Below are 17,879 nucleotides of genomic sequence, written 5' to 3' on the forward strand. Positions count from 1 at the left end.
ACTTTATCTAACGACTTCGCTTCGATCTCTTCCCCATTCCCGCACGGCAAATATGGCTGAAGCCTTAGAACTTCATCACGATGTCCCCTGCCCTGGCTGTGGCTGCCTATGTGACGACCTGACGCTGGAAGTAAGCAACGGCAACGTAACGTCGATCAAACCAGCATGCGCGAAAGCGGCTCGGTATTTCCAGCAGCCAATCGTCGCGAAGGACGCATGTCGAATTGATGGCGAGCAAGCCACATGGGAGGAAGCCGTCACGAAAGCGGCCGACATTCTGCGTCACGCGAAAGCTCCTCTCTTCTTTGGACTCGGCGAATCGACCAGCGAGACGGTGCGGCGAGTGATCGATCTGGCAGATCGCGTTGGCGGCGTTGTCGATGCCTCGCATCCAACGTTCTACGACCCGACAGGACGCATTCTTCAATCAACCGGAATGGTGACGTGCTCCCTCGGCGAGATTCGCCATCGCGCGGATATGGTGATCTTCTGGGGATGCGATCCCAAGACGACCCACGAGCGTCACTGGCAGCGTTACAGCGTGGAACCAACCGGTCGATTTGTGCCTGGCGGGCGAAGTGATCGCCATGTCGTCGGCATGGGTTCAGCAAACGCAACCACCGCAGAGTGCGACGAATTCATCCCGCTGGATAGCGAACATCAAGTAGCCGCGCTGCATCATCTTGTCGCGTTGGCTCAGAAAAAGCCTTTCAATTCGTCGGTCATCGAGAATCAACTGGGTGAGTTGACGCCGGCATTAGCGAAGCTGCACGAGCAAATTCAACAGTCGAAGTATTTCGTTTTCGTTCTGGGCGAAACGTTTCTGCAGCGTGATCATGGCCGTGTCTCGCTAGAGCTCCTTTCGCAGTACGTCCGTCCTTTGCACGAACAAACGCGAGGCGCCGTTACGATCTTACGGCCAGGACCGAACTGGGTCGGGGCCGGCGGTGTTGTTGCCTCGCGAACTGGCTACCCTGGCAGTGCCTCGTTGTTGCAGGGTCTACCGCAATTCGATCCTGACAATTTTTCTGCGGTTAACTTGCTTGCGCAGAAGCGCGTCGATGCGGCGTTTTTGCTGGCCGGAGAGTGGCTCGAGAAGCTGCCGAGCGATGCCCGTCAAACACTGCAGTCCATTCCACATGTCATTCTGGGACATCGAGAGTCAGGGGCGACGCCAGCGGAAGGCGTTTTTCTACCGATCGCTCGACCGGCATTAAACAGCAGCGGCACAATGTCGCGCATGGACGATATGCCGCTTCCGGTTCGAGAAATCGTATCGACCGATCTGCCAACAGCAGGGCAAACCGTTCAGGCCATTCTTGAGCGTCTGTCGGCCTGATCTGTTAAGAAGATTCTGCCCTAAGGCAAAAAGGCAATCGTAAAGCCGATGCCATACACCAAGGCATGAATCACAAGAAACGCGGCGTACTGACGTACTTCGGGTTTTTGGGCAAATTCAGTAACAGGACGCAATGCGGTCTCCTTCTCCATGGGAACGACAGACGGAAGCTTTTTCCTTGAAATCGCTTCCTGATGGGTAGGAATCGCGTCCTGCGACTGGGCGAATGGCGGGCCGTTGGTAACCAACTTCACTATAGGAATCTGCGTCATCAAGTTAAGACCCTTTCACAATTATGCGGCAAGATTTCTGCAAACGACTTCCCTTTCGCACTTTTACACCAAGTTTCTCGCTTGGTCTTACTACGAAATCGGCCGAATTTGGCCCAGTTTTTCCGGCCGTAACGGTAATCAAATTCCCGTTATAACGATTGCAAAACTTGCCCGGGATGCTTCCTGATTCGACACCGCTGGCAAGATTGGGGTATTAACCCGAGTGCTGACGAGTTGTTGCCAAAAAACCACACTTGGCCGGACACATTTGCTACGAATCTCAGGCGTTTTCCGTCACCAACGTGAAATCACGCAAACTGATGAATCTGCGAAAGCTGGCAGCTATAATGCGTCGCACTGATTCCCCTTTCCCGCCGATCCCCTCAGTTCACGCAAAGGACCAACCATCATGATGCTTTCGCGTCGCCGATTTCTCGCCACTTCTTCTGCTGCCGTTGCTGCGGCTGCATTTTCCGGACGAACAGCTTGGGCCAAGTACGATCAGTCTCGCTTCCCTGGCTTCAAAGTTGGACTGCAAAGCTATTCCCTACGTGGCTTCGATGTCGACAAAGCCATTCAACATGCCGGCGATCTCGGCTGTGCTCACCTCGAGTTTTATGGCGGCCACTTCCCGATCAACTCGTCGGCCGAACAAATCTCGGCGATGAACCAGAAGATGGCCGACCAAGGGATGACAATTTACGGCCACGGCGTGAATCGATTTGGGAAAGATCATGCCCAGAACGAGGCGATTTTTAAGTTCGCCAAAGCGGCCGGTATCAAAAACCTTTCGGCAGATCCCGCCCCTGATTCGTTCGACAGTCTCGACAAGTTGGTCGACAAGTACGACATCCGCATTGCGATCCACAACCATGGTCCATCGCACCGCTACAACACGGCCCTCGACGTTTTGAACGCGGTCAAAGAACATGATCCACGCATCGGAGCCTGTGCCGACTTAGGACACTTCATCCGTAGCGGCGAAGATCCCGTGGAAGTGATTCGCCTGCTCAAAGGTCGCCTCTTCGGCATCCATTTGAAAGACTTCGCCGAACAAAAGGAACGCACCAAAGGCGTGATTCTCGGCAAGGGGCATCTTGATGTGGTCGGCGTATTCCGTGCTCTGCGTCAGGTCGAATTCCCTGCCGATGGATGCCTGTCGCTGGAATACGAAGAGAACCCGAAAGATCCAATCGCCGACATCCAGCAGTGCCTCGACATCGCGTCGGAGGCCTGCAAGACGGCGGCGTCTTAAGCTCAACTTTTCCAACCAATAAATAAGGCCGCGAGCGATCTGCTCGTGGCCTTATTTTTATGAAGCGGAAGCCTACATTTCGCTCAGCTTTTCATCGAGCCGAGCCTGCAGCGTTTGCAGCGTTTCCTGGTGCTTCGAATCGGATGCCAAATTGGTGAACTGCTGCGGATCGTTCTGCATGTCGTAAAGCTCTAAGTCACCATTCCCGTAGCGCATTAACGCCCAGCGATCGGTTCGCAGAAGATGATCGTTCCGGTTGCGAAGCGTATAAACCTCGTCATGAACGTTGTTCTGTGGATTGCTCCACAGGCTCGCTAAACTCTTCCCTTGCACGTGCGCTGGAATGCTGAGCCCGCACAGTTCTGCCAGCGTTGGATAGATATCGATTTGCTGGCTAAGTGCCTCCGTTTCCGCCTGCTTGTTTCCTGGCATCCGAACGATCAGCGGAATTCGCGTCGACTCTTCGTGCAGACTCATCTTCTGCCAGAACTCGTGTTCCCCCAGGTGATATCCATGATCGGCCGTGAAGACGACAATCGTGTTCTCGCCAAGACCGAGCCGATCGAGGGCGCCTACCATCTTGCCGACCTGAGCGTCCATGAAGGAAACCGACGCGTAATACGCTTCGAGAACTTGCTGTTTTTTGGTCTGCGAATCGAGCCCGCTGCTCCGGCTGTTTTTAACCATGCCTGCTTTGGGGATGTCTTCCCAATCGCCCTCGACTTGCTTCGGCAGTTTCATCGTTTCCGCTGGATACTTTTCAAAGAACGACTCTGGTGCGACTAGCGGAACATGGGGTCGCACCAGGCCAACGGCCAAAAAGAATGGCTGCTTGTCCTTGGCTCGCTCTTCCAGAATTTCAATCGCTTTGGCCGAGGCTTTCATGTCGGCTTGCTCGGCGCCATCTCCTGGCGTTTTCACGACGTAGAACGCACCACCATAGCCCAAACCGTAATGAATCGATCGCTTCGGATCAGGCTTCAGCCGCTCTTTCGTTAAATGGCTGTGCTCCCCTTCGCTCCACTGCTCTGGTGCCTGGCAGTTGAAACGTTCGGTCCACGATGCATGATGATCAGGCCCATCGACCCCGGCCGTAATATCACCGGGCACTCGCATGTGATAGATCTTGCTGACCCTGGCTGTGTAATAGCCGTTGTCTCGAAAGTGCTGCGTCATCGACGGCCGATCACCTAAGTTCTTCGTGAACTTATCCGAAGCACCGTTCGACGTCACACCAATCGCCTGAGCATACATGCCGGACATCAGCGCCGCCCTCGATGGCCCACACACAGGGTACTGAGTATACGTGCGGCGAAACGTCATTCCTTGCGATGCCAGCTTGTCGATGCTGGGCGTCTGGCATTGCTCGTTCCCAAAGCATCCCAGCGACTGGCTTCCCAGATCATCGGAAATGATAAACAGCACGTTCGGCTTCTCCGCCGAAACAGGCGAAGCCAACAGCAGAAATGCAAACAGCATTGCAAGCGAAGTCAGAAGGGTTCTCGAGGCGATCATCGTTCCTCCAAGGCATGAGGGAGCTAAGGCGAGTTGCCACGATTATAGTTCTGCCAGTGAGCGACACCAAACAAACGCGGCTACAACACACTCCGGCGGCTTGTCAGCATGAAACAGCCATTGCGCAGACAAACTCCAAGTAACCCGATACAGCTTGCACTGCAGCAAACCGGTCAGCTCAATTTAGACGCGAATTGGATGCATAACATCGAATTCGTATTGCACGATTAGGAACCCGAAACGATTATCGCCAGGCTCTCACGAAACGGCTTTCCTATCCTCCGCACTGGGCAATCAATCTATGCAAACTCTATCTCTTCCGACGCGGTTGATTCTTGCTGCATGCTTGTTGGTCATCACGCCAGGCTGCTTCAGCCTCAGTTTGGGCGGCAAGACTTGCCACGGCGATCACCCCGAAACCAAGGCCCGAATCATGTCCCTCGAAAACCGTGTCGGAGAGCTGGAACAAATGCTCAATGCTCCAGCTACCGAGGTCGTCCCTCTCCCTCCCCAACCGGCCAGCAACCAAGCCGGCGGTCAGAACTTCTATCCTGGGACATAACGGAGGGGCCTACCGCGTTGCCGTACCAAGAGACCACTTCGCGTGATAGCTCACCTTTACGGGCACCTGACGTCGACGCATTCCACCGAACGCACAACCGCGAATGGTTAATCGATGATAATTCCCTTGGCGTTCTTTTTCATCCACGCGTCCAAGGCAACGGCCGCTTCGTGTAGATCCGATTTCGCATACTCCAACTCCATCAAGAACATCCACTGAAGCTCCAATCTTTCCTCCTGAGAGGTCGCTTTCGCAACATCGGTATCGTACTTCGATATTACGTCTTGCATCGCTTCTCGCGCTCGATCCACGTCTCGTTCCATGCGGCCCTCGTCCGAGAGAAAAGCGAAAGCTAACCCCTCGTCAATTTTGGCGAGGACATCGCGTATCATCGCATCTCGCGCTTCAAGCTCTTCCCGCCGCTTAGCAGCCAATACTTGAATTTCTTCCGAGGTGTGGCCATCGATCCCCGCATACCGATCGTCTCTGATTTCAACACCATTTCGAAACGACAGAAAGTTGATGTCTTCGACCAACCGATTGCATTCCTCTTCGGTCGCGCCTTCCAACACCTTATTCATTGAAGCTATCAGCGCTTCGTCACTACTTGCATCGATCACCGGAGGCGAACACCCCAACAGGCTCCCCAGCACAATCCCAGCCAACGACAAATAGGTCTTCAACGATCAGGCCCTCCCAAGATTCGCTGGCAATATAATCGACGAATCGACCACCGCCAAATAATATCAGTCTGCCAGAGACGCTCCTAAGCACTTCGACCGAAAGCAATTCAGGGCAACGGAAACCCTTTCGCAGAAAGCGCATAAGAAAACCTCGCAAGTGCTGACACTCACGAGGTTTAAGAAGTGCTCCCTGTTGGAATCGAACCAACAACCTACTGATTAAGAGTCACCTGATACGGTTCTGATGCCGTATCGGGTGATGTCTTGATACAGTTCTGGGCGGAATTCTCTGGCGAAAACCATCTTCGGTTTTTCTCGCGTGACCTTCGTTTTCTGAACACTTTCCTGGACAGCTTTAAATAGCGATGAAACCCAATAAAACATCATCCAATAAGCCCAGCAGGGCAAACCGACGTATTCGTTTCGAGAAAGGCGATGCAAGCCAATTAATAACTCATAGAGGGATTTACCCCGGTGATCGCGTCCTATTATTCGGACGTGTTTCGAGTGGCCCCCAGGAGAAAAACGGCAACTTGGCGGACCAAATAAAGTTTCTAGCGAATTTCGCGCAAGAACAATCCGCAATCGTCATAGGCACGATCGAAATTCAGCATTCTGGCTGGGCAGTCTACGGTTCATGCGAGTGGCTGCTTGATGCCGTACTCTGGGCGATTCAAAGCGATGCGAAAATATTGGCCGAGTCAACTGACAGATACAGGCGACACCCTCACTACCATTCAATTCTCCGACCCGATTTGCAGGCACCTGATCATGACTTGCAAGATTTAGCCATGTGGACAAACGGTGCTTCGCTTCACACGTTTCTTGATCCGAATGCCACGCCGCTCGAAGTAAGAAGTCATCAAAGGAAACGAGGACAATGGGCGAAAGATTCCTACGGAGGAAACTCCTCGAAACCGAAAGACAAATTCGATCCCAAGATTCAACAAAAATCTGACCTCAAGGCGGTCTGGAAATTATTAAAGAACCTGCCCCCTCCATCGGGCCAAGAGCCTTTGTAGTTTTTTAGGCCCTGAGAATTTCTTTACCCTACGAAACAAGGGATTTTGAGATCAGCATGAAGATCAACGAACCATTACTAGACAAGTGTATTGATTAACCACTTTCGCTGAGGTTTTGATTGTCTTTCAAGTCAGCAAATGCCAAAGCAGAACATTCGCGGCGTTAAAACAATGGAATTCCGTAAAAGGCAGAAACCATTTGGGCGATGGCATGAATAGCGATAGCAGCTTTAGCCGTTCCTTCTACTGCTCCCCAAACTTTTCCCCAAGCAACTTTAACGCTAGAAGCGTCGACTTCATCTTTGGGTTTGTCCAATTCGTCACGAAGCTTCCCAAGCTGCTTCACGGCGTAATCTTTTTCTATTTCGTCAAGCTCGTCTTCTGCGTTCAAGGCACCGATTGCTTCTTTGAACTGTGACACCAATTCCGGATCGATGTTGCTGGATTCTTGTATTTGTTTCAGTGCCTGAATCTGGGTATTCGAGAATTGTGAATTGGCACCGAAAATGTTCGTAGCATCCCCACCACCAGTATTTACATTTACGCTATTATCTTCTGCCATGACATTCACCTGAATATTTACGTTGCTAACCCATTGAACTACAGAGTCTGATTCTCGAATACGATGCTCTGCATCTAACCTACCAGAGGCGGTTTGGTAGATAATTAACCAAATCGACTTCAGCTCACCACACTTCTCATTCGCAAATTTGTACCACTCTGAAAGGGCGTGACGCTGACTGGTGATTTCAAGGCAAGCAATCTCGTGAAAAGCATCTATAACCGCTTGCTTGTCGCAGCCAACACCCTCTTCAGACGGCATTTTTCATCCCCCTTCTGCCATCCGCGAGTGACTTTCGTCATCATGCACGAAGTAGAAGATTGGAAAGATATCGTCTGGTCCAACCTCGAAAAAATGCTCGTGTAAACGATCGGGCAACGAATCCGGAATGTCGCTAGCGTCGTCAAAGACGTAAGGCAAGAAGGCCCCGTTTGGCTGCTTAACTTTAAACGCCAATTTAACGCCCGAATCAATCGTGAGCACATATAGAGCTTCAGAAAGCTCTGAGATGTTTAGTTCAGGAAAGTCGTGAGACAGCCGGCGTGGCTCTACATACGACGCTGCCGGATGCGAATCGAGCCAGTTCTCAATCCGATTATAAGTCTCCGCAAGACGCGGATTCTTTTCACGAATTTTGTCGAAGTTGATTCGTGACATAATCGATTGCTGCTGCCGTGGTCTTACTTGAGATCACCAACTGATTTAAGTGCTCACCGGTAATAACTGTCGGCAAATCGCCGGGCAAGATATGCTCGGAACCTTCGATTTGCTTCCACTTAATTCCCATTTTACGAGCTCGCGCTTTCGCTGCTAGCAGGTTATTTAACGCTTCAGCTCGCCCAGGATCGGTATCGATTTCCTCATCGTCATGATCGGGGTAAAAATCGATGATCCCCCGGCTCGCGTCATGTAGCCTTGCAGTTCCAATAATGTATTGTGACTTGTTCTCTGTACGCTTTTCAAGCAAATTGTGGACCACATTCGTGAGAGCGGCTGGCTCAATTTGATCGGCTGGAATCGCTTTTCCTAACAGGGACAAAATGTCCCCGAGGCGAGTTTCTAACATTCCCGACTTTAATAACCCCTCCTGATCAATACGCACCTCCAGCAAATCAGGATCATTCCAGCGAGCCATCAAAATATAGGAGAAATCCTTCCGAACATAATTGACGACTTCCGTGAAGGAAGTAGCCGTTTCGTCCTTTATTTCTCGCTTTGTCACCCTATTTACCTTCTGGTGACCATAGACTTTTGCAACCCAATCCTTGGGTTTGCCGGGAAGGCCTATTCTAAAATCGGACCATGACAGCGAATCCTCAAAACGATCAAAACGAGGGAAAAAGTCCTCGCCCCATTGGTCCTCAAATAGCGCTTGTGCGATTTCGTCGCCTTTTCGAATCGTTTCGAGGAGTTGATCGCTTGGGCGGAAATAGAAAATGTGCTGATGCCCATTTTCCTCGCTGCTCTGAATAAGGTCGTAAACCCTTTGCTTCGGAATCAGCCCCGCTGATACGACTCGCCTGAGATTTTTTACGATTTCGGGCTTCGTCCCCGAGTAACGAATTTCCGAAAAGTGCTTCTTACTATGCTCTTTGTACTCTCTGAGAAGGGCCTGAATGTGGTCGTATTTACACTGGTGCTCGACGATCTCGTACAGGCCTGAAAAGAGTTTAGACATTGTCCCCAAACTTACTTGCTGGTCTATGATGCTAGGGATAAGAACGACGCCCCCCAATATTACAGGAGTATATTTCCCCAAAAGTGCGCCCGCAACAATGGAAACTATTTCTACTTAGAGGATCTAAAGTGAAAGCGGATCGTTCTAAGGCCCCAACTTTAGAAGGCTTAGTCTCGAAATGCCGGATGCATCCAAACGTTCTCTGCAATTTCGTAGACGTTGTCTAAAAGAAATCCCGACCAGTCGATACGCTTAATCGTTTCGCCACTGTAGGACGCCTTCACGACGACTTCTTTTTGGGAACTACCGAATTTATCCGTGAGTGGGAAAGAACCGAAAACGGTCGTCTCGGCACAATTAATCCGCGATTCGCCAACTGCCCTCAGAATATTAGCGACGTCGGATTTTGCCCCGAATTTAATCATGCTGTTCGTTAAATTGTCGCTGAGATCAAAACGCACCAAAATCACTTTCTTCTCTGGCATTAATGCGTGGTCGTTGATTTCAACGGAGAGCCCCTGATCCTTAAATTGCTTTTCCAGTTCGGCCCGAAGGCGATTGGGGGCTGACTCGGCATCGTAATAGGTTTGCAGCGTCTCTGAATCGAATTTCAACTTTAAATTCGCTCGCCCTGCCATTTGAGCAAATTTCCTTGCCTGCTCCCCGTTGCGTAATTCGTGGGAGTAAATAATTAGCCGTTCAAAAACCTCTGGAATTTCCGCCGGCTTCCTTCGGGTAATTTCCACCGAATAAATTCTCACGGCCTCAGCTCGCTTTCCTTCGGCCCAAAAATCGTTCGCTCGCTCTAGGTCGGTTTTGTTTTTCTCAGCAAGCCTCCGCTTATTTTCCTGAGCCTTCTGAACCGCTTCCTGCTTTTCCTTTTCATCCTGAGCCTGCTTGGCTGCAATTTGCCGTTTCTCTGCTTCTTCGTAGGCCATCTTCTCTCGCTCGTAGGCCGCACGGAGAGAATCAGGGCTAAGAGCTAGGTCAGTTCCATTTTCGATGGCTATGCGTCGATACTGTTTGGCCCGTTCCTTGTCCCCCTGCTCGAAATAAAAGGTGACTAGCCGTTCCAACATCGTCTCATTCGATACACCGATTCCGCTTTCAATATTTTCCGCGTAAATCGCTACTGCTTCCGTTTTTCGACCGTCCTTCCACATCTGGTCCGCTTCCGCCAATTCGGAAGGAATAAAAATCGCGACCATCGGGGCACAAACGCAGCAACTAAAAAACGGGACTGCCAGAACGGCAAGGACGACCGCCAAGACGGTCTTTTTCGGGCTGAGTGAATTATTGCTCATCATCTTCTCCGGCAAAGGTTGTTGGCAGATGGCCAGCTTTGCCGGAGAAGTGTGGGCGCTTATTAAAAGGAGGGGGGACGCCCACACGTAATCCCCCGAAAGGCTCGCCAAAGCCTGCTGAGTGGACACTATGCGAGCGCCACGCCCCACAAGGATTTGTGGGGGTGTACGCCCGCAGACACTCAGCGAAAGATTTGGCGATTTATCGGGGTCTGCAAAGCTAAACCGAATTGTCAGCCGTAGGCACGAAGGCCCACGGCATCACGCGATTATAGTCAAACGCCACCTTCTGAAATACGTGTGAATCGCTCTATCTCTTAGAGAGCCGGGCAACTTTTATACCCCAAAAATTAGATGGGCACGAATCACGTCAATCGTTGTGATTCCCCGTAAAAACCAGTGTCATTTGGCCGTCTGGACGCGTATTGACTCGCAAAGAGGTCTGTTTTCCGGCGCAAACGCAAGCCACTCGTTCCGATGAATAAGTATAGGGACGCGTTCAATACGAATGCTCCAACCGCCCATGCCTACGAAGTCTTCCCCCGGAGATGAACATGCCGAAAACGATTGATCCACCAAATAACGACCCATTACTCATCAGTGCCACCAAGGCCGCAGAACTGCTCTCAGTCTCACCTAGAACGCTGTGGGCATTAACCAACGAAGGAGAAATCCCGTTCGTCCGAATTCGTCGCAGGGTCATGTATTCCAGAACGGCCTTACGAAAGTGGATTAACGCTCGAATGACGGGAAGAAATTCGGACTCCCATTAATTCAAGTTTTTCAAGTCATCTCAGGGGACTCAGCGTGTGCCCTGAAAACAATTCCACAGACTCCCCGGTAGCAAGCAATTGCTCATTAATTCACAAGTAAGATGAAAATAAACATCGACCAACAGAAGCTCAGAAAATCCTTCAGCGACAAGCAACGAAAAGGCAATTGGTTAATTCGGCCATGCGGGGTCAGCCCATTTAAATCTTCGCTTGCCTATCAAGAGCGAGTAACCAGAAGCGAATATTGGCCAGTTTTACCGCCCCACCGATGGCACGTTTTCCTTGCCAAATTGTTTCCACTTAGGGAAATCGATAAACAGCCCACTCGCTTAACAAATTCCGAGAATTGGAAATTCACTCACGGTCGAAATTCAGGGCAACGAGCGAATATCGACAAGGTCGCAGTACTTCGCAAAAGACCGCATGGATTCGCAAAAGGCGGCAACAATTTAATTAACGGTTCCTTGAAACTTGCTGCGAACATTTCCCCTGAAAATAGCCCTTTTAGCGCGAATTCGAGCGAAAGAATGGGCGATCGAAAATTGGCTGACAAATGTAAGCCAATTCGGGCTGATTTTGAATTCAATGAATTTCTACGAGGCTCGCCACCCAAGTCGGAAGAACACCCCTTCCGCCTATTCCAGAGCAAATTCACCAACAGACGTAGCTAGCCCGAAATTCAACGAATAAAATCGCAACTGAGCCCTCAAAAATGAGAAATAGAAAATCCCCCTCTGAAAATCCAACAACACAAAATCGGGCAGTGCCACCGGCAATTAAGCACGATGTGGTCTACCCAATCGAAAGAGTAAGAGCCTGTTGGTTCCCATCAAAGGCAGCTTGGCTCGCCGCAAGAAAACGCGGCCTTGGAAATTACATTTACTACGTGGGCCGTAAAGGCTTTATCAACGGCAGCGACTTACAGAAAGGATTGCAAGAGCAAGGCACCAAGCGGCCTTAATCTTTAGGTGAAGCGTCCCCTGGCTTCGGGTCACCAAGGGATTGACTTAAGGTGAAACTGACCTGGCAATAAGGAATTGTGAATGGAAGAAATCAAAGTATTTGTCACCAAGAAGACAGATCGCCGTTTTTTGATGGCCTACTATGTTGACCCTCTGAGCGGAAAACAAGTGGCCAGATCCACGAAGACGGCAGACCAAAAGGAAGCGGAGAGATTCGCCGGCATCTGGGAAGCCGATCTAAAAAATGGGAAATACAAAGCCCCTTCAAAAATTACCTGGGAGGAATTCACGGAACGTTTTGAGCGAGACCACTGCTCAGGACTGGCTGAAAAATCGCAAAAGGCTTATCGCGGTGCATTTGCAGCGTTGGAACGAATCATCGATCCGAAACGACTGCGAGACGTTTCCGCAAATGTCCTGGCAGATTTCCAGGCTAAATTGCGAGAAGAGAAATTGGCCGAAGCAACGATTGCCGCCTATCTTCGTCACATCAAATCAGCTTTACGCTGGGCCGCAGACCTATCGTTAATTCCTGAGGCCCCAAAAATCAAAATGCCCAAACGAATTAAGGGGCAGTCAATGATGAAGGGGCGGCCAATTACGGGCGAAGAATTCGACCGAATGATTTCCAAGGCCAACGATGTATGCGGAAAAGGTAGCGGTAGCTTCACGCATTTGCTTCGTGGACTGTGGCTTTCCGGACTTCGCATTAGTGAAGCCTTGGAATTGTCATGGGATGGGGACGAAGGCCTGATTATTTGCCTGGAAGGCAAACGCCCCATGATGTTAATTCCGGCAAGTGCGGAGAAGGGATTCAAAGACCGCATGTTGCCGATAACACCGGATTTTGCTGAACTCCTTTTTTCCATTCCCGAAGCCAATCGAAATGGGAAGGTTTTTCCGCTTCAAAATAAAGCCGGCAAACCAATGATCTGCCCTTACGCCATCGGGAAACGAATTTCGGACATCGGCGAGAAAGCCGGCATCAAAGTAAAGGACGAATCCGGCAAGATTAAATATGCGAGTGCTCACGACCTGCGACGAACGTTTGGCGTTCGTTGGTCGAAGCGAGTTATGCCGGCAATTCTCCAAACGCTAATGCGACACGAGAATATTCAGACGACTATGAATTTCTACGTCGGCCAACAGGCTGAAAGTGTTGCCGATGCCATCTGGAATGCCGCAAGAATGGACACTTCTCTGGACAGTAGCCCGAATTCTGAATCGGGTAGCGCAAAAGAAAAACCCCAAGCTGTTGTCAGCTAAGGGCTTCTGAGTGCTCCCTGTTGGAATCGAACCAACAACCTACTGATTAAGAGTCAGTTGCTCTGCCAATTGAGCTAAGGGAGCTTGTTTGTTAAAGGAGGTGTTCGGGGAACTTGAGGTTCGGCCGAAATCCTTCGGTTTTGCCCTGTGGGAATCGGATTCCGGGGGCGAAACGCATACTTTAACGCTTTTCTCGGCTGTGGTGAAGGGGCGGCTTTAAGATTTTCGGTACGGTAAACCGGCAACTGCCGTTTCGCCCGAACTTAGGGCCTTATTCTTTTTCTTCGATCAGCCCGAGCTGCTTCATTTTGCGGTGCAGATTCGATCGGTGGAGCCCCATATTCTTGGCTGCCTGGGCCATGTTGCCGCCGGTTCGGTCGAGGTGATAGCTGATGAAATCGGCCTGAAAGCGGTCAGTCGCCGCCGATAAATCGAGCTGAGCCGATACCTGGTGAACCTGCGGACCAGACAGCGTTTCTAGCGGAAGCAGTTCGGCAGTGACAATTTCGCGATCGCAAAGAAACGCGACACGTTCCATCGTGTTGCGCAGCTCCCGAATGTTGCCTGGCCACATGTGCTCTAGCAGTCGGCTCTTGGCATCGGTCGATAGCATCGGCTTCTCACGATGTGCCTTTCTCGAGAACCGTTCGAGAAACTGCTCGGCCAAAATCAAAATATCGTTCCCGCGATCACGCAGCGGCGGCAATACCAACGAAACCACATCTAAGCGATAGAAAAGATCCTGGCGGAACTTGTTCTTCTTGACCAGCTTCGGCAAGTCTTGATTGGTCGCGGCGATGATTCGTACGTCGATTTCAATATCGCTTTGTCCCCCGAGGCGCGTTACGACGTGCTCTTCCAGCACGCGGAGAAGTTTGGCCTGGCCAGGCAGACTCATGTCGCCGATCTCGTCGAGAAACAACGTTCCGCCAGAAGCCAACTCGAACTTACCTGCTTTCGTTTCATGAGCGCCGGTGAACGCTCCTTTTTCGTGCCCGAACAGCTCGCTTTCCAGCAACGTATCTGGCAGCGCCGCACAGTTCACGGCCACCAACGGCTGGCCACGCCGATCGCTTTGAAAGTGGATCATGCGACTGACCACTTCCTTACCGCTACCATTCTCGCCGAGCACCAGCACAGGCAACTTCGTGGCGGCTATGCGATCGATATTCTTCCGCAGCTGCATCATCGCCGGCGACTCGCCGATCAGTTCGATCTCGGAGGCTTGAGCTTGAGCAATTCGATCGCGGCTTTCCATCAGCTGGGCAATTTGCTGCGAACTTTCGATCACTGCCGCGGCGTGTACGGCAACTTCGGTTAGGCCTTGCTCGTCCTTGGTCGTGAAGTTCCCCTCTCGCTTGTTGATCAACTCGAAGACGCCAAACACTTTGCCCCTGCGATCGAGAAGCGGTACGCACAACAAGCTGCGAGTATGAAATTCAAGCTTCTTATCAATCTCGCGATTCACCTCGTGGGCGAGCATATCGTCAACGCGTCGCGGTTCGCCTGACTGCACAACCGCACCGACAACTCCTTTATCATCCGGCACCACCAGCTTGCCATCTTCGACGCCCAATGCTGGCCGACCGATAAGCTGCCTCTTGGGCTTATCCCATAGAAAGATGCTCGCTCGTTCGGCATCAAAGAACTCGGTCGAACACTCGGCCATTTGATTGAGCAGCGAGACCAGGTCGTCAGTTTGATGCCAACGTTCGACCATCGACAGCATTGCTTTGAGACGTGTCGCGCGATCGTTTTTGTTTTTGGCTTCAATGAATCGCTTCACGGCAAATCGAGCGACTTGGGCGATGGCTTGCAGCGACGTCATCGGCATGGCCGCAATGCCTTCGAGTACGAGTAATCGATTTGGCTCGTTCTCCATCGGCAACGTTAACGCGGCCGGATTGCCAGGCGAAACATCTCCCTGGACCCAAGTCTCGATCTGCGAGAGGCTGGGCTCGCGTATCGTCCCAGCCGAAGCAATCTGCTTCCAGTTACCAGAGGTTTGCTGCTGCAGAAACTGGGCCGAAGACTTGGGAAACGACTGAACCAGTGACTGGCAAATTCCACTAAGCAGTTGCGGTAAGCTTTTCGAATTGTCGAGCTGTCGCCAAAGTTGCGTGAGCATCGTCGCGAGCCGCGGATTCTCTTGAATCGCCTCGCCTAAAAGCTGAAAAGGATCGTGATCGGTTCGATTCATAAGGGGCGTCGGCAACTGGGCGTGATCGTTTCGCGGAGAACGTTGCCTTCGTTATACAAAAAAAGCCGCCGGTCCACGATTGCGGTCCGGCGGCCTGTCGTCTCCTGGCTTAAGAGGTAGGACCAGGATAAATCAGCAGTTCTTCGTGTGCTTTACACTTCGTTCTCTGCGGCGGGCTTTTCAGCGGCAGGCGGAGCGACTTGAATGCGTTCCATTCGCTCGTGCATATTGCGGATCATTTCATGCATCTGCTGCATTTCCTGCTGCATCCGTTGCTCGAATTGGCCATTGCCTGGCATCATGTTCGGATCCATCCCTTTCATCATCTCTTGCAGTTCGATGAGAGGAACGTCTTTACCACTGATGATGATATTGCCATTGCCGCCCCCTTCGAGGTAACGCTTGGCAACGCCTTGCAGGTCCTCAGGAAGCTCGTCGACGTTGTCTTCGGTTACGTCCCAAGACTTGCCGTCCCGTTCGATGTGCAGCTTCGTAGGTCCGTCGCCCTGCTTTTCAACACGAATCATCAGATTCTGCGGCAGGTCTTCTCCGGCCAGGCCAACTCGAAATTGCGGAGGAACGACTTGTCCAGGGCCGAAGAAACGGAAGTGAGCTCCCGGTTGGCCAGGCATTGTTGGAACGCGTCGTATCGACTGCACTTGGGGAGCTGCCTCGGCTGGAGCTTCTTCCGGCTGAACGGCGAGCGATTCGATTTCCAAACCGCGGAGGACTCGGACGTTCATCGCCTGACCATTGCTATCGCGAACGACGTCGACGACTTGTTCCGGAGCGGTAACGGTTACTTCATTGACTTTCAGAATGTGATCGCCGGCTTTGAATCCTGCTTTTTCGGCAGGGCTTTCTGGGGCCACGCCGGCGACCATGGCGCCGCCATCCTTCAGACGCTCGACATGCTTGACCAAGATTTCAGGCGTGGGTGCCAATTGCACGCCAAGCCAGTACTTCTTCTCGGCCGGCTTTTCGTCCTTGGACTCGGCTTTGACTTCCTGCTGGGCGGCTTCGTCGGCCGATGCAACCTGCATCATCGGAACGGCGACGACACCCATCGTCAAAAGCGCGGCCATGAACCAATGTCTGACCTTCATTCTTTCACTCCTTCTCAATGTGTGGGGGCTTAAATGAATCGTGAAAAAGTTTTCGTGCTGGTGCCCGTGGGGCAGTAAGTGAATTAGTGATACGGAAGATTGGGTTTCTCGTAGACGATAACGTCTTGTACCGGGACGACGACTTTCTCGCCGTTGTCCATCGAAACAGGGATCAACCGGTTTTGCGTCTGCAGTTGGTGCCCGGCATCTTTCAGCCGCTGCATCTGCTGAGGGTTCATCCCCCAAGCCGGATCCCATTTCTCTTCCGGGTTATATTGTTTCGTCGGATCAATCGGGATCGGCATGCCGCTCCCCTTTTGTCCGTCCCATTGATTGACGTAGACAAACTGAGGCTTCTGGACTTCATGCCGAGGTCCATCAGGCGGAAGCGGTGGGTTGCCGGCATTGGTGACATGTCCAGGGGCTGGCCCAGGCATCGCTGGAGTGCCGCTTCCCATGTCGGAAATAAACCATCCCATGCCAAACGCGACCGCTACGGAAGCAGCCATCGCGGCAAGCTTCTCCATTCGATAAAACGAAGCGGCCTGCGTGTTGGACGACTTCTCTACCGTTGGTGCCAACTCTGTCTGGGGGCTAGACGGAGCGGTCTGCATCACCAACGGCAGAGATTGCCCCAGCGCTTGTGACTCGAGGAACGCGTGGGCACAACGTCGCCAACCATTTGGGGTTTGTTCTAACTCGGCAAGCAGCTCGCGATACTCGTCCGAGGTAAGTTCGCCGTCGACGAGTCGGTCGAGCTGGCGATCGTCAATGTTGTCGGATGAATCGTTCATAGTTCTGTTTCACTCAGGTACCCGACGAGACGATCTCGCGGGCCACTAACCGGTCTCGCATTCTTTGGCGAGCCCGATGAAGTCTGGCTTCGACGGCGCTGGTACTAATGCCCAGTCGTTCGCCGATCTCGCGGTAGCTCCAATGCTCGGTATATTTGAGCAGTAGGATCTCCGCATCACGTCTTGGTAATTCGTTCAAGGCTTTGCGAACCATCTCGTTGCGTTCTTCCGCGAGCAGCCAATCCAAAGGGTTTGCTTCAGCGTTGCTTTTCGGCGGAACGTTCTTTTCGGCCTCTTCGTGCAACTTGCGGATTCGGCCCTGCTTGCGGCGGTACAAGAGTGCCTGACGGATGGCAATCTTGTAGAGCCACGGTCCCACGGCGCTGGGGTCCCTTATCTGCTGCCAGTTTTCCAGCGCCGCGGTGACCGTCTCCTGCATCACATCGTCAACCTCCATCACGCTGCGTAATCGTGCAAACAGCGCGGTCCTCAGCCATCGCTCGTGCTGCTGTAGCAGTTGTGCGGGCTCCGGCTTCACGTTGTCTCCTGGCAACTCGATGGGGTTCATCCTGTATTCAGAGGGTTA

At 51.9% G+C, this 17,879-nt stretch carries 17 protein-coding genes and 1 tRNA gene; 7 read left to right on the forward strand and 11 right to left on the reverse strand.

Going from position 1 to position 17,879, the window contains the following annotated elements:
- Positions 1–52: 52 nt before the first annotated feature.
- Entirely contained in the window at positions 53–1,339 is a 1,287-nt protein-coding gene (locus tag LA756_RS14725) for a hypothetical protein (protein ID WP_224435478.1), read from the forward strand.
- A gap of 20 nt (positions 1,340–1,359) precedes the next feature.
- On the opposite strand, the gene LA756_RS14730 is transcribed toward LA756_RS14725, so the two are convergent.
- Entirely contained in the window at positions 1,360–1,611 is a 252-nt protein-coding gene (locus LA756_RS14730; protein WP_224435479.1) for a hypothetical protein, read from the reverse strand.
- 409 nt (positions 1,612–2,020) lie between these two features.
- Here LA756_RS14730 and LA756_RS14735 point away from each other — a divergent pair, with 409 nt between their 5' ends.
- Positions 2,021–2,866 (forward strand): sugar phosphate isomerase/epimerase, encoded by an 846-nt coding sequence (locus LA756_RS14735; RefSeq protein WP_224435480.1) that lies wholly within the window; start codon positions 2,021–2,023, stop codon positions 2,864–2,866.
- Positions 2,867–2,938: 72 nt separating this feature from the next.
- Here LA756_RS14735 and LA756_RS14740 read toward each other — a convergent pair whose 3' ends face one another.
- Complete coding sequence (locus LA756_RS14740; RefSeq protein WP_224435481.1) at positions 2,939–4,381, reverse strand: sulfatase; 1,443 nt, start codon at positions 4,379–4,381, stop codon at positions 2,939–2,941.
- Positions 4,382–4,682: 301 nt separating this feature from the next.
- Between LA756_RS14740 and LA756_RS14745 the strand changes: the two genes are divergently transcribed.
- Positions 4,683–4,943 carry a hypothetical protein gene (locus LA756_RS14745; RefSeq protein WP_224435482.1) on the forward strand — a complete coding sequence of 87 codons (261 nt, stop codon included), beginning with the start codon at positions 4,683–4,685 and terminating at the stop codon, positions 4,941–4,943.
- Between the two features lie 107 nt (positions 4,944–5,050).
- Here LA756_RS14745 and LA756_RS14750 read toward each other — a convergent pair whose 3' ends face one another.
- A complete protein-coding gene (locus tag LA756_RS14750) occupies positions 5,051–5,626 on the reverse strand; it encodes a hypothetical protein (protein ID WP_224435483.1) in 576 nt (191 codons plus the stop codon).
- A gap of 365 nt (positions 5,627–5,991) precedes the next feature.
- Here LA756_RS14750 and LA756_RS14755 point away from each other — a divergent pair, with 365 nt between their 5' ends.
- Positions 5,992–6,648, forward strand: coding sequence for a hypothetical protein (locus LA756_RS14755; protein ID WP_224435484.1), 657 nt, complete (start codon positions 5,992–5,994; stop codon positions 6,646–6,648).
- Between the two features lie 163 nt (positions 6,649–6,811).
- Here the strand turns inward: LA756_RS14755 and LA756_RS14760 are convergent, their stop codons facing one another.
- From LA756_RS14760 to LA756_RS14770, 3 genes are all read right to left on the reverse strand, one after another.
- Positions 6,812–7,471 carry a hypothetical protein gene (locus LA756_RS14760; RefSeq protein ID WP_224435485.1) on the reverse strand — a complete coding sequence of 220 codons (660 nt, stop codon included), beginning with the start codon at positions 7,469–7,471 and terminating at the stop codon, positions 6,812–6,814.
- 364 nt (positions 7,472–7,835) lie between these two features.
- Complete coding sequence (locus LA756_RS14765) at positions 7,836–8,888, reverse strand: hypothetical protein (protein WP_224435486.1); 1,053 nt, start codon at positions 8,886–8,888, stop codon at positions 7,836–7,838.
- A gap of 167 nt (positions 8,889–9,055) precedes the next feature.
- Positions 9,056–10,321 (reverse strand): hypothetical protein, encoded by a 1,266-nt coding sequence (locus LA756_RS14770; protein ID WP_224435487.1) that lies wholly within the window; start codon positions 10,319–10,321, stop codon positions 9,056–9,058.
- Between the two features lie 425 nt (positions 10,322–10,746).
- Between LA756_RS14770 and LA756_RS27350 the strand changes: the two genes are divergently transcribed.
- The 3 genes from LA756_RS27350 to LA756_RS14785 all read left to right on the forward strand — a co-directional run bounded on the left by LA756_RS27350 (position 10,747) and on the right by LA756_RS14785 (position 13,193).
- Positions 10,747–10,965: a helix-turn-helix domain-containing protein gene (locus LA756_RS27350; RefSeq protein WP_224435488.1), complete on the forward strand. Its 219-nt coding sequence runs from the start codon at positions 10,747–10,749 to the stop codon at positions 10,963–10,965.
- A gap of 101 nt (positions 10,966–11,066) precedes the next feature.
- Positions 11,067–11,636: a hypothetical protein gene (locus tag LA756_RS14780; RefSeq protein WP_224435489.1), complete on the forward strand. Its 570-nt coding sequence runs from the start codon at positions 11,067–11,069 to the stop codon at positions 11,634–11,636.
- A 372-nt stretch (positions 11,637–12,008) separates the two neighbouring features.
- Complete coding sequence (locus LA756_RS14785) at positions 12,009–13,193, forward strand: site-specific integrase (RefSeq protein WP_224435490.1); 1,185 nt, start codon at positions 12,009–12,011, stop codon at positions 13,191–13,193.
- A gap of 11 nt (positions 13,194–13,204) precedes the next feature.
- On the opposite strand, the gene LA756_RS14790 is transcribed toward LA756_RS14785, so the two are convergent.
- The 5 genes from LA756_RS14790 to LA756_RS14810 all read right to left on the reverse strand — a co-directional run bounded on the left by LA756_RS14790 (position 13,205) and on the right by LA756_RS14810 (position 17,861).
- Positions 13,205–13,277: transfer RNA gene (locus tag LA756_RS14790), tRNA-Lys, on the reverse strand.
- 187 nt (positions 13,278–13,464) lie between these two features.
- A complete protein-coding gene (locus LA756_RS14795; RefSeq protein WP_224435491.1) occupies positions 13,465–15,393 on the reverse strand; it encodes a sigma-54-dependent Fis family transcriptional regulator in 1,929 nt (642 codons plus the stop codon).
- A gap of 152 nt (positions 15,394–15,545) precedes the next feature.
- The gene (locus LA756_RS14800; protein ID WP_224435492.1) at positions 15,546–16,499 is read right to left on the reverse strand and encodes a PDZ domain-containing protein; all 954 of its coding nucleotides are present in this window, start codon (positions 16,497–16,499) and stop codon (positions 15,546–15,548) included.
- An 83-nt stretch (positions 16,500–16,582) separates the two neighbouring features.
- A complete protein-coding gene (locus LA756_RS14805) occupies positions 16,583–17,293 on the reverse strand; it encodes a hypothetical protein (RefSeq protein WP_224435493.1) in 711 nt (236 codons plus the stop codon).
- 13 nt (positions 17,294–17,306) lie between these two features.
- On the reverse strand, positions 17,307–17,861 hold the full coding sequence (locus LA756_RS14810; RefSeq protein ID WP_224435494.1) for an RNA polymerase sigma factor: 555 nt from the start codon (positions 17,859–17,861) through the stop codon (positions 17,307–17,309).
- Positions 17,862–17,879: the final 18 nt, after the last annotated feature.

Source organism: Bremerella sp. TYQ1, from assembly GCF_020150455.1.
In the GTDB taxonomy this organism is placed as follows: domain Bacteria; phylum Planctomycetota; class Planctomycetia; order Pirellulales; family Pirellulaceae; genus Bremerella; species Bremerella volcania_A.

Coding starts and splice junctions, on each gene's coding strand:
- LA756_RS14725 (WP_224435478.1), top strand. CDS start 53: ATGGCTGAAGCCTTAGAACTTCATCACGATGTCCCCTGCCCTGGCTGT.
- LA756_RS14730 (WP_224435479.1), bottom strand. CDS start 1,611: ATGACGCAGATTCCTATAGTGAAGTTGGTTACCAACGGCCCGCCATTC.
- LA756_RS14735 (WP_224435480.1), top strand. CDS start 2,021: ATGATGCTTTCGCGTCGCCGATTTCTCGCCACTTCTTCTGCTGCCGTT.
- LA756_RS14740 (WP_224435481.1), bottom strand. CDS start 4,381: ATGATCGCCTCGAGAACCCTTCTGACTTCGCTTGCAATGCTGTTTGCA.
- LA756_RS14745 (WP_224435482.1), top strand. CDS start 4,683: ATGCAAACTCTATCTCTTCCGACGCGGTTGATTCTTGCTGCATGCTTG.
- LA756_RS14755 (WP_224435484.1), top strand. CDS start 5,992: ATGAAACCCAATAAAACATCATCCAATAAGCCCAGCAGGGCAAACCGA.
- LA756_RS14760 (WP_224435485.1), bottom strand. CDS start 7,471: ATGCCGTCTGAAGAGGGTGTTGGCTGCGACAAGCAAGCGGTTATAGAT.
- LA756_RS14765 (WP_224435486.1), bottom strand. CDS start 8,888: ATGTCTAAACTCTTTTCAGGCCTGTACGAGATCGTCGAGCACCAGTGT.
- LA756_RS27350 (WP_224435488.1), top strand. CDS start 10,747: ATGCCGAAAACGATTGATCCACCAAATAACGACCCATTACTCATCAGT.
- LA756_RS14780 (WP_224435489.1), top strand. CDS start 11,067: ATGAAAATAAACATCGACCAACAGAAGCTCAGAAAATCCTTCAGCGAC.
- LA756_RS14785 (WP_224435490.1), top strand. CDS start 12,009: ATGGAAGAAATCAAAGTATTTGTCACCAAGAAGACAGATCGCCGTTTT.
- LA756_RS14795 (WP_224435491.1), bottom strand. CDS start 15,393: ATGAATCGAACCGATCACGATCCTTTTCAGCTTTTAGGCGAGGCGATT.
- LA756_RS14800 (WP_224435492.1), bottom strand. CDS start 16,499: ATGAAGGTCAGACATTGGTTCATGGCCGCGCTTTTGACGATGGGTGTC.
- LA756_RS14805 (WP_224435493.1), bottom strand. CDS start 17,293: ATGAACGATTCATCCGACAACATTGACGATCGCCAGCTCGACCGACTC.
- LA756_RS14810 (WP_224435494.1), bottom strand. CDS start 17,861: ATGAACCCCATCGAGTTGCCAGGAGACAACGTGAAGCCGGAGCCCGCA.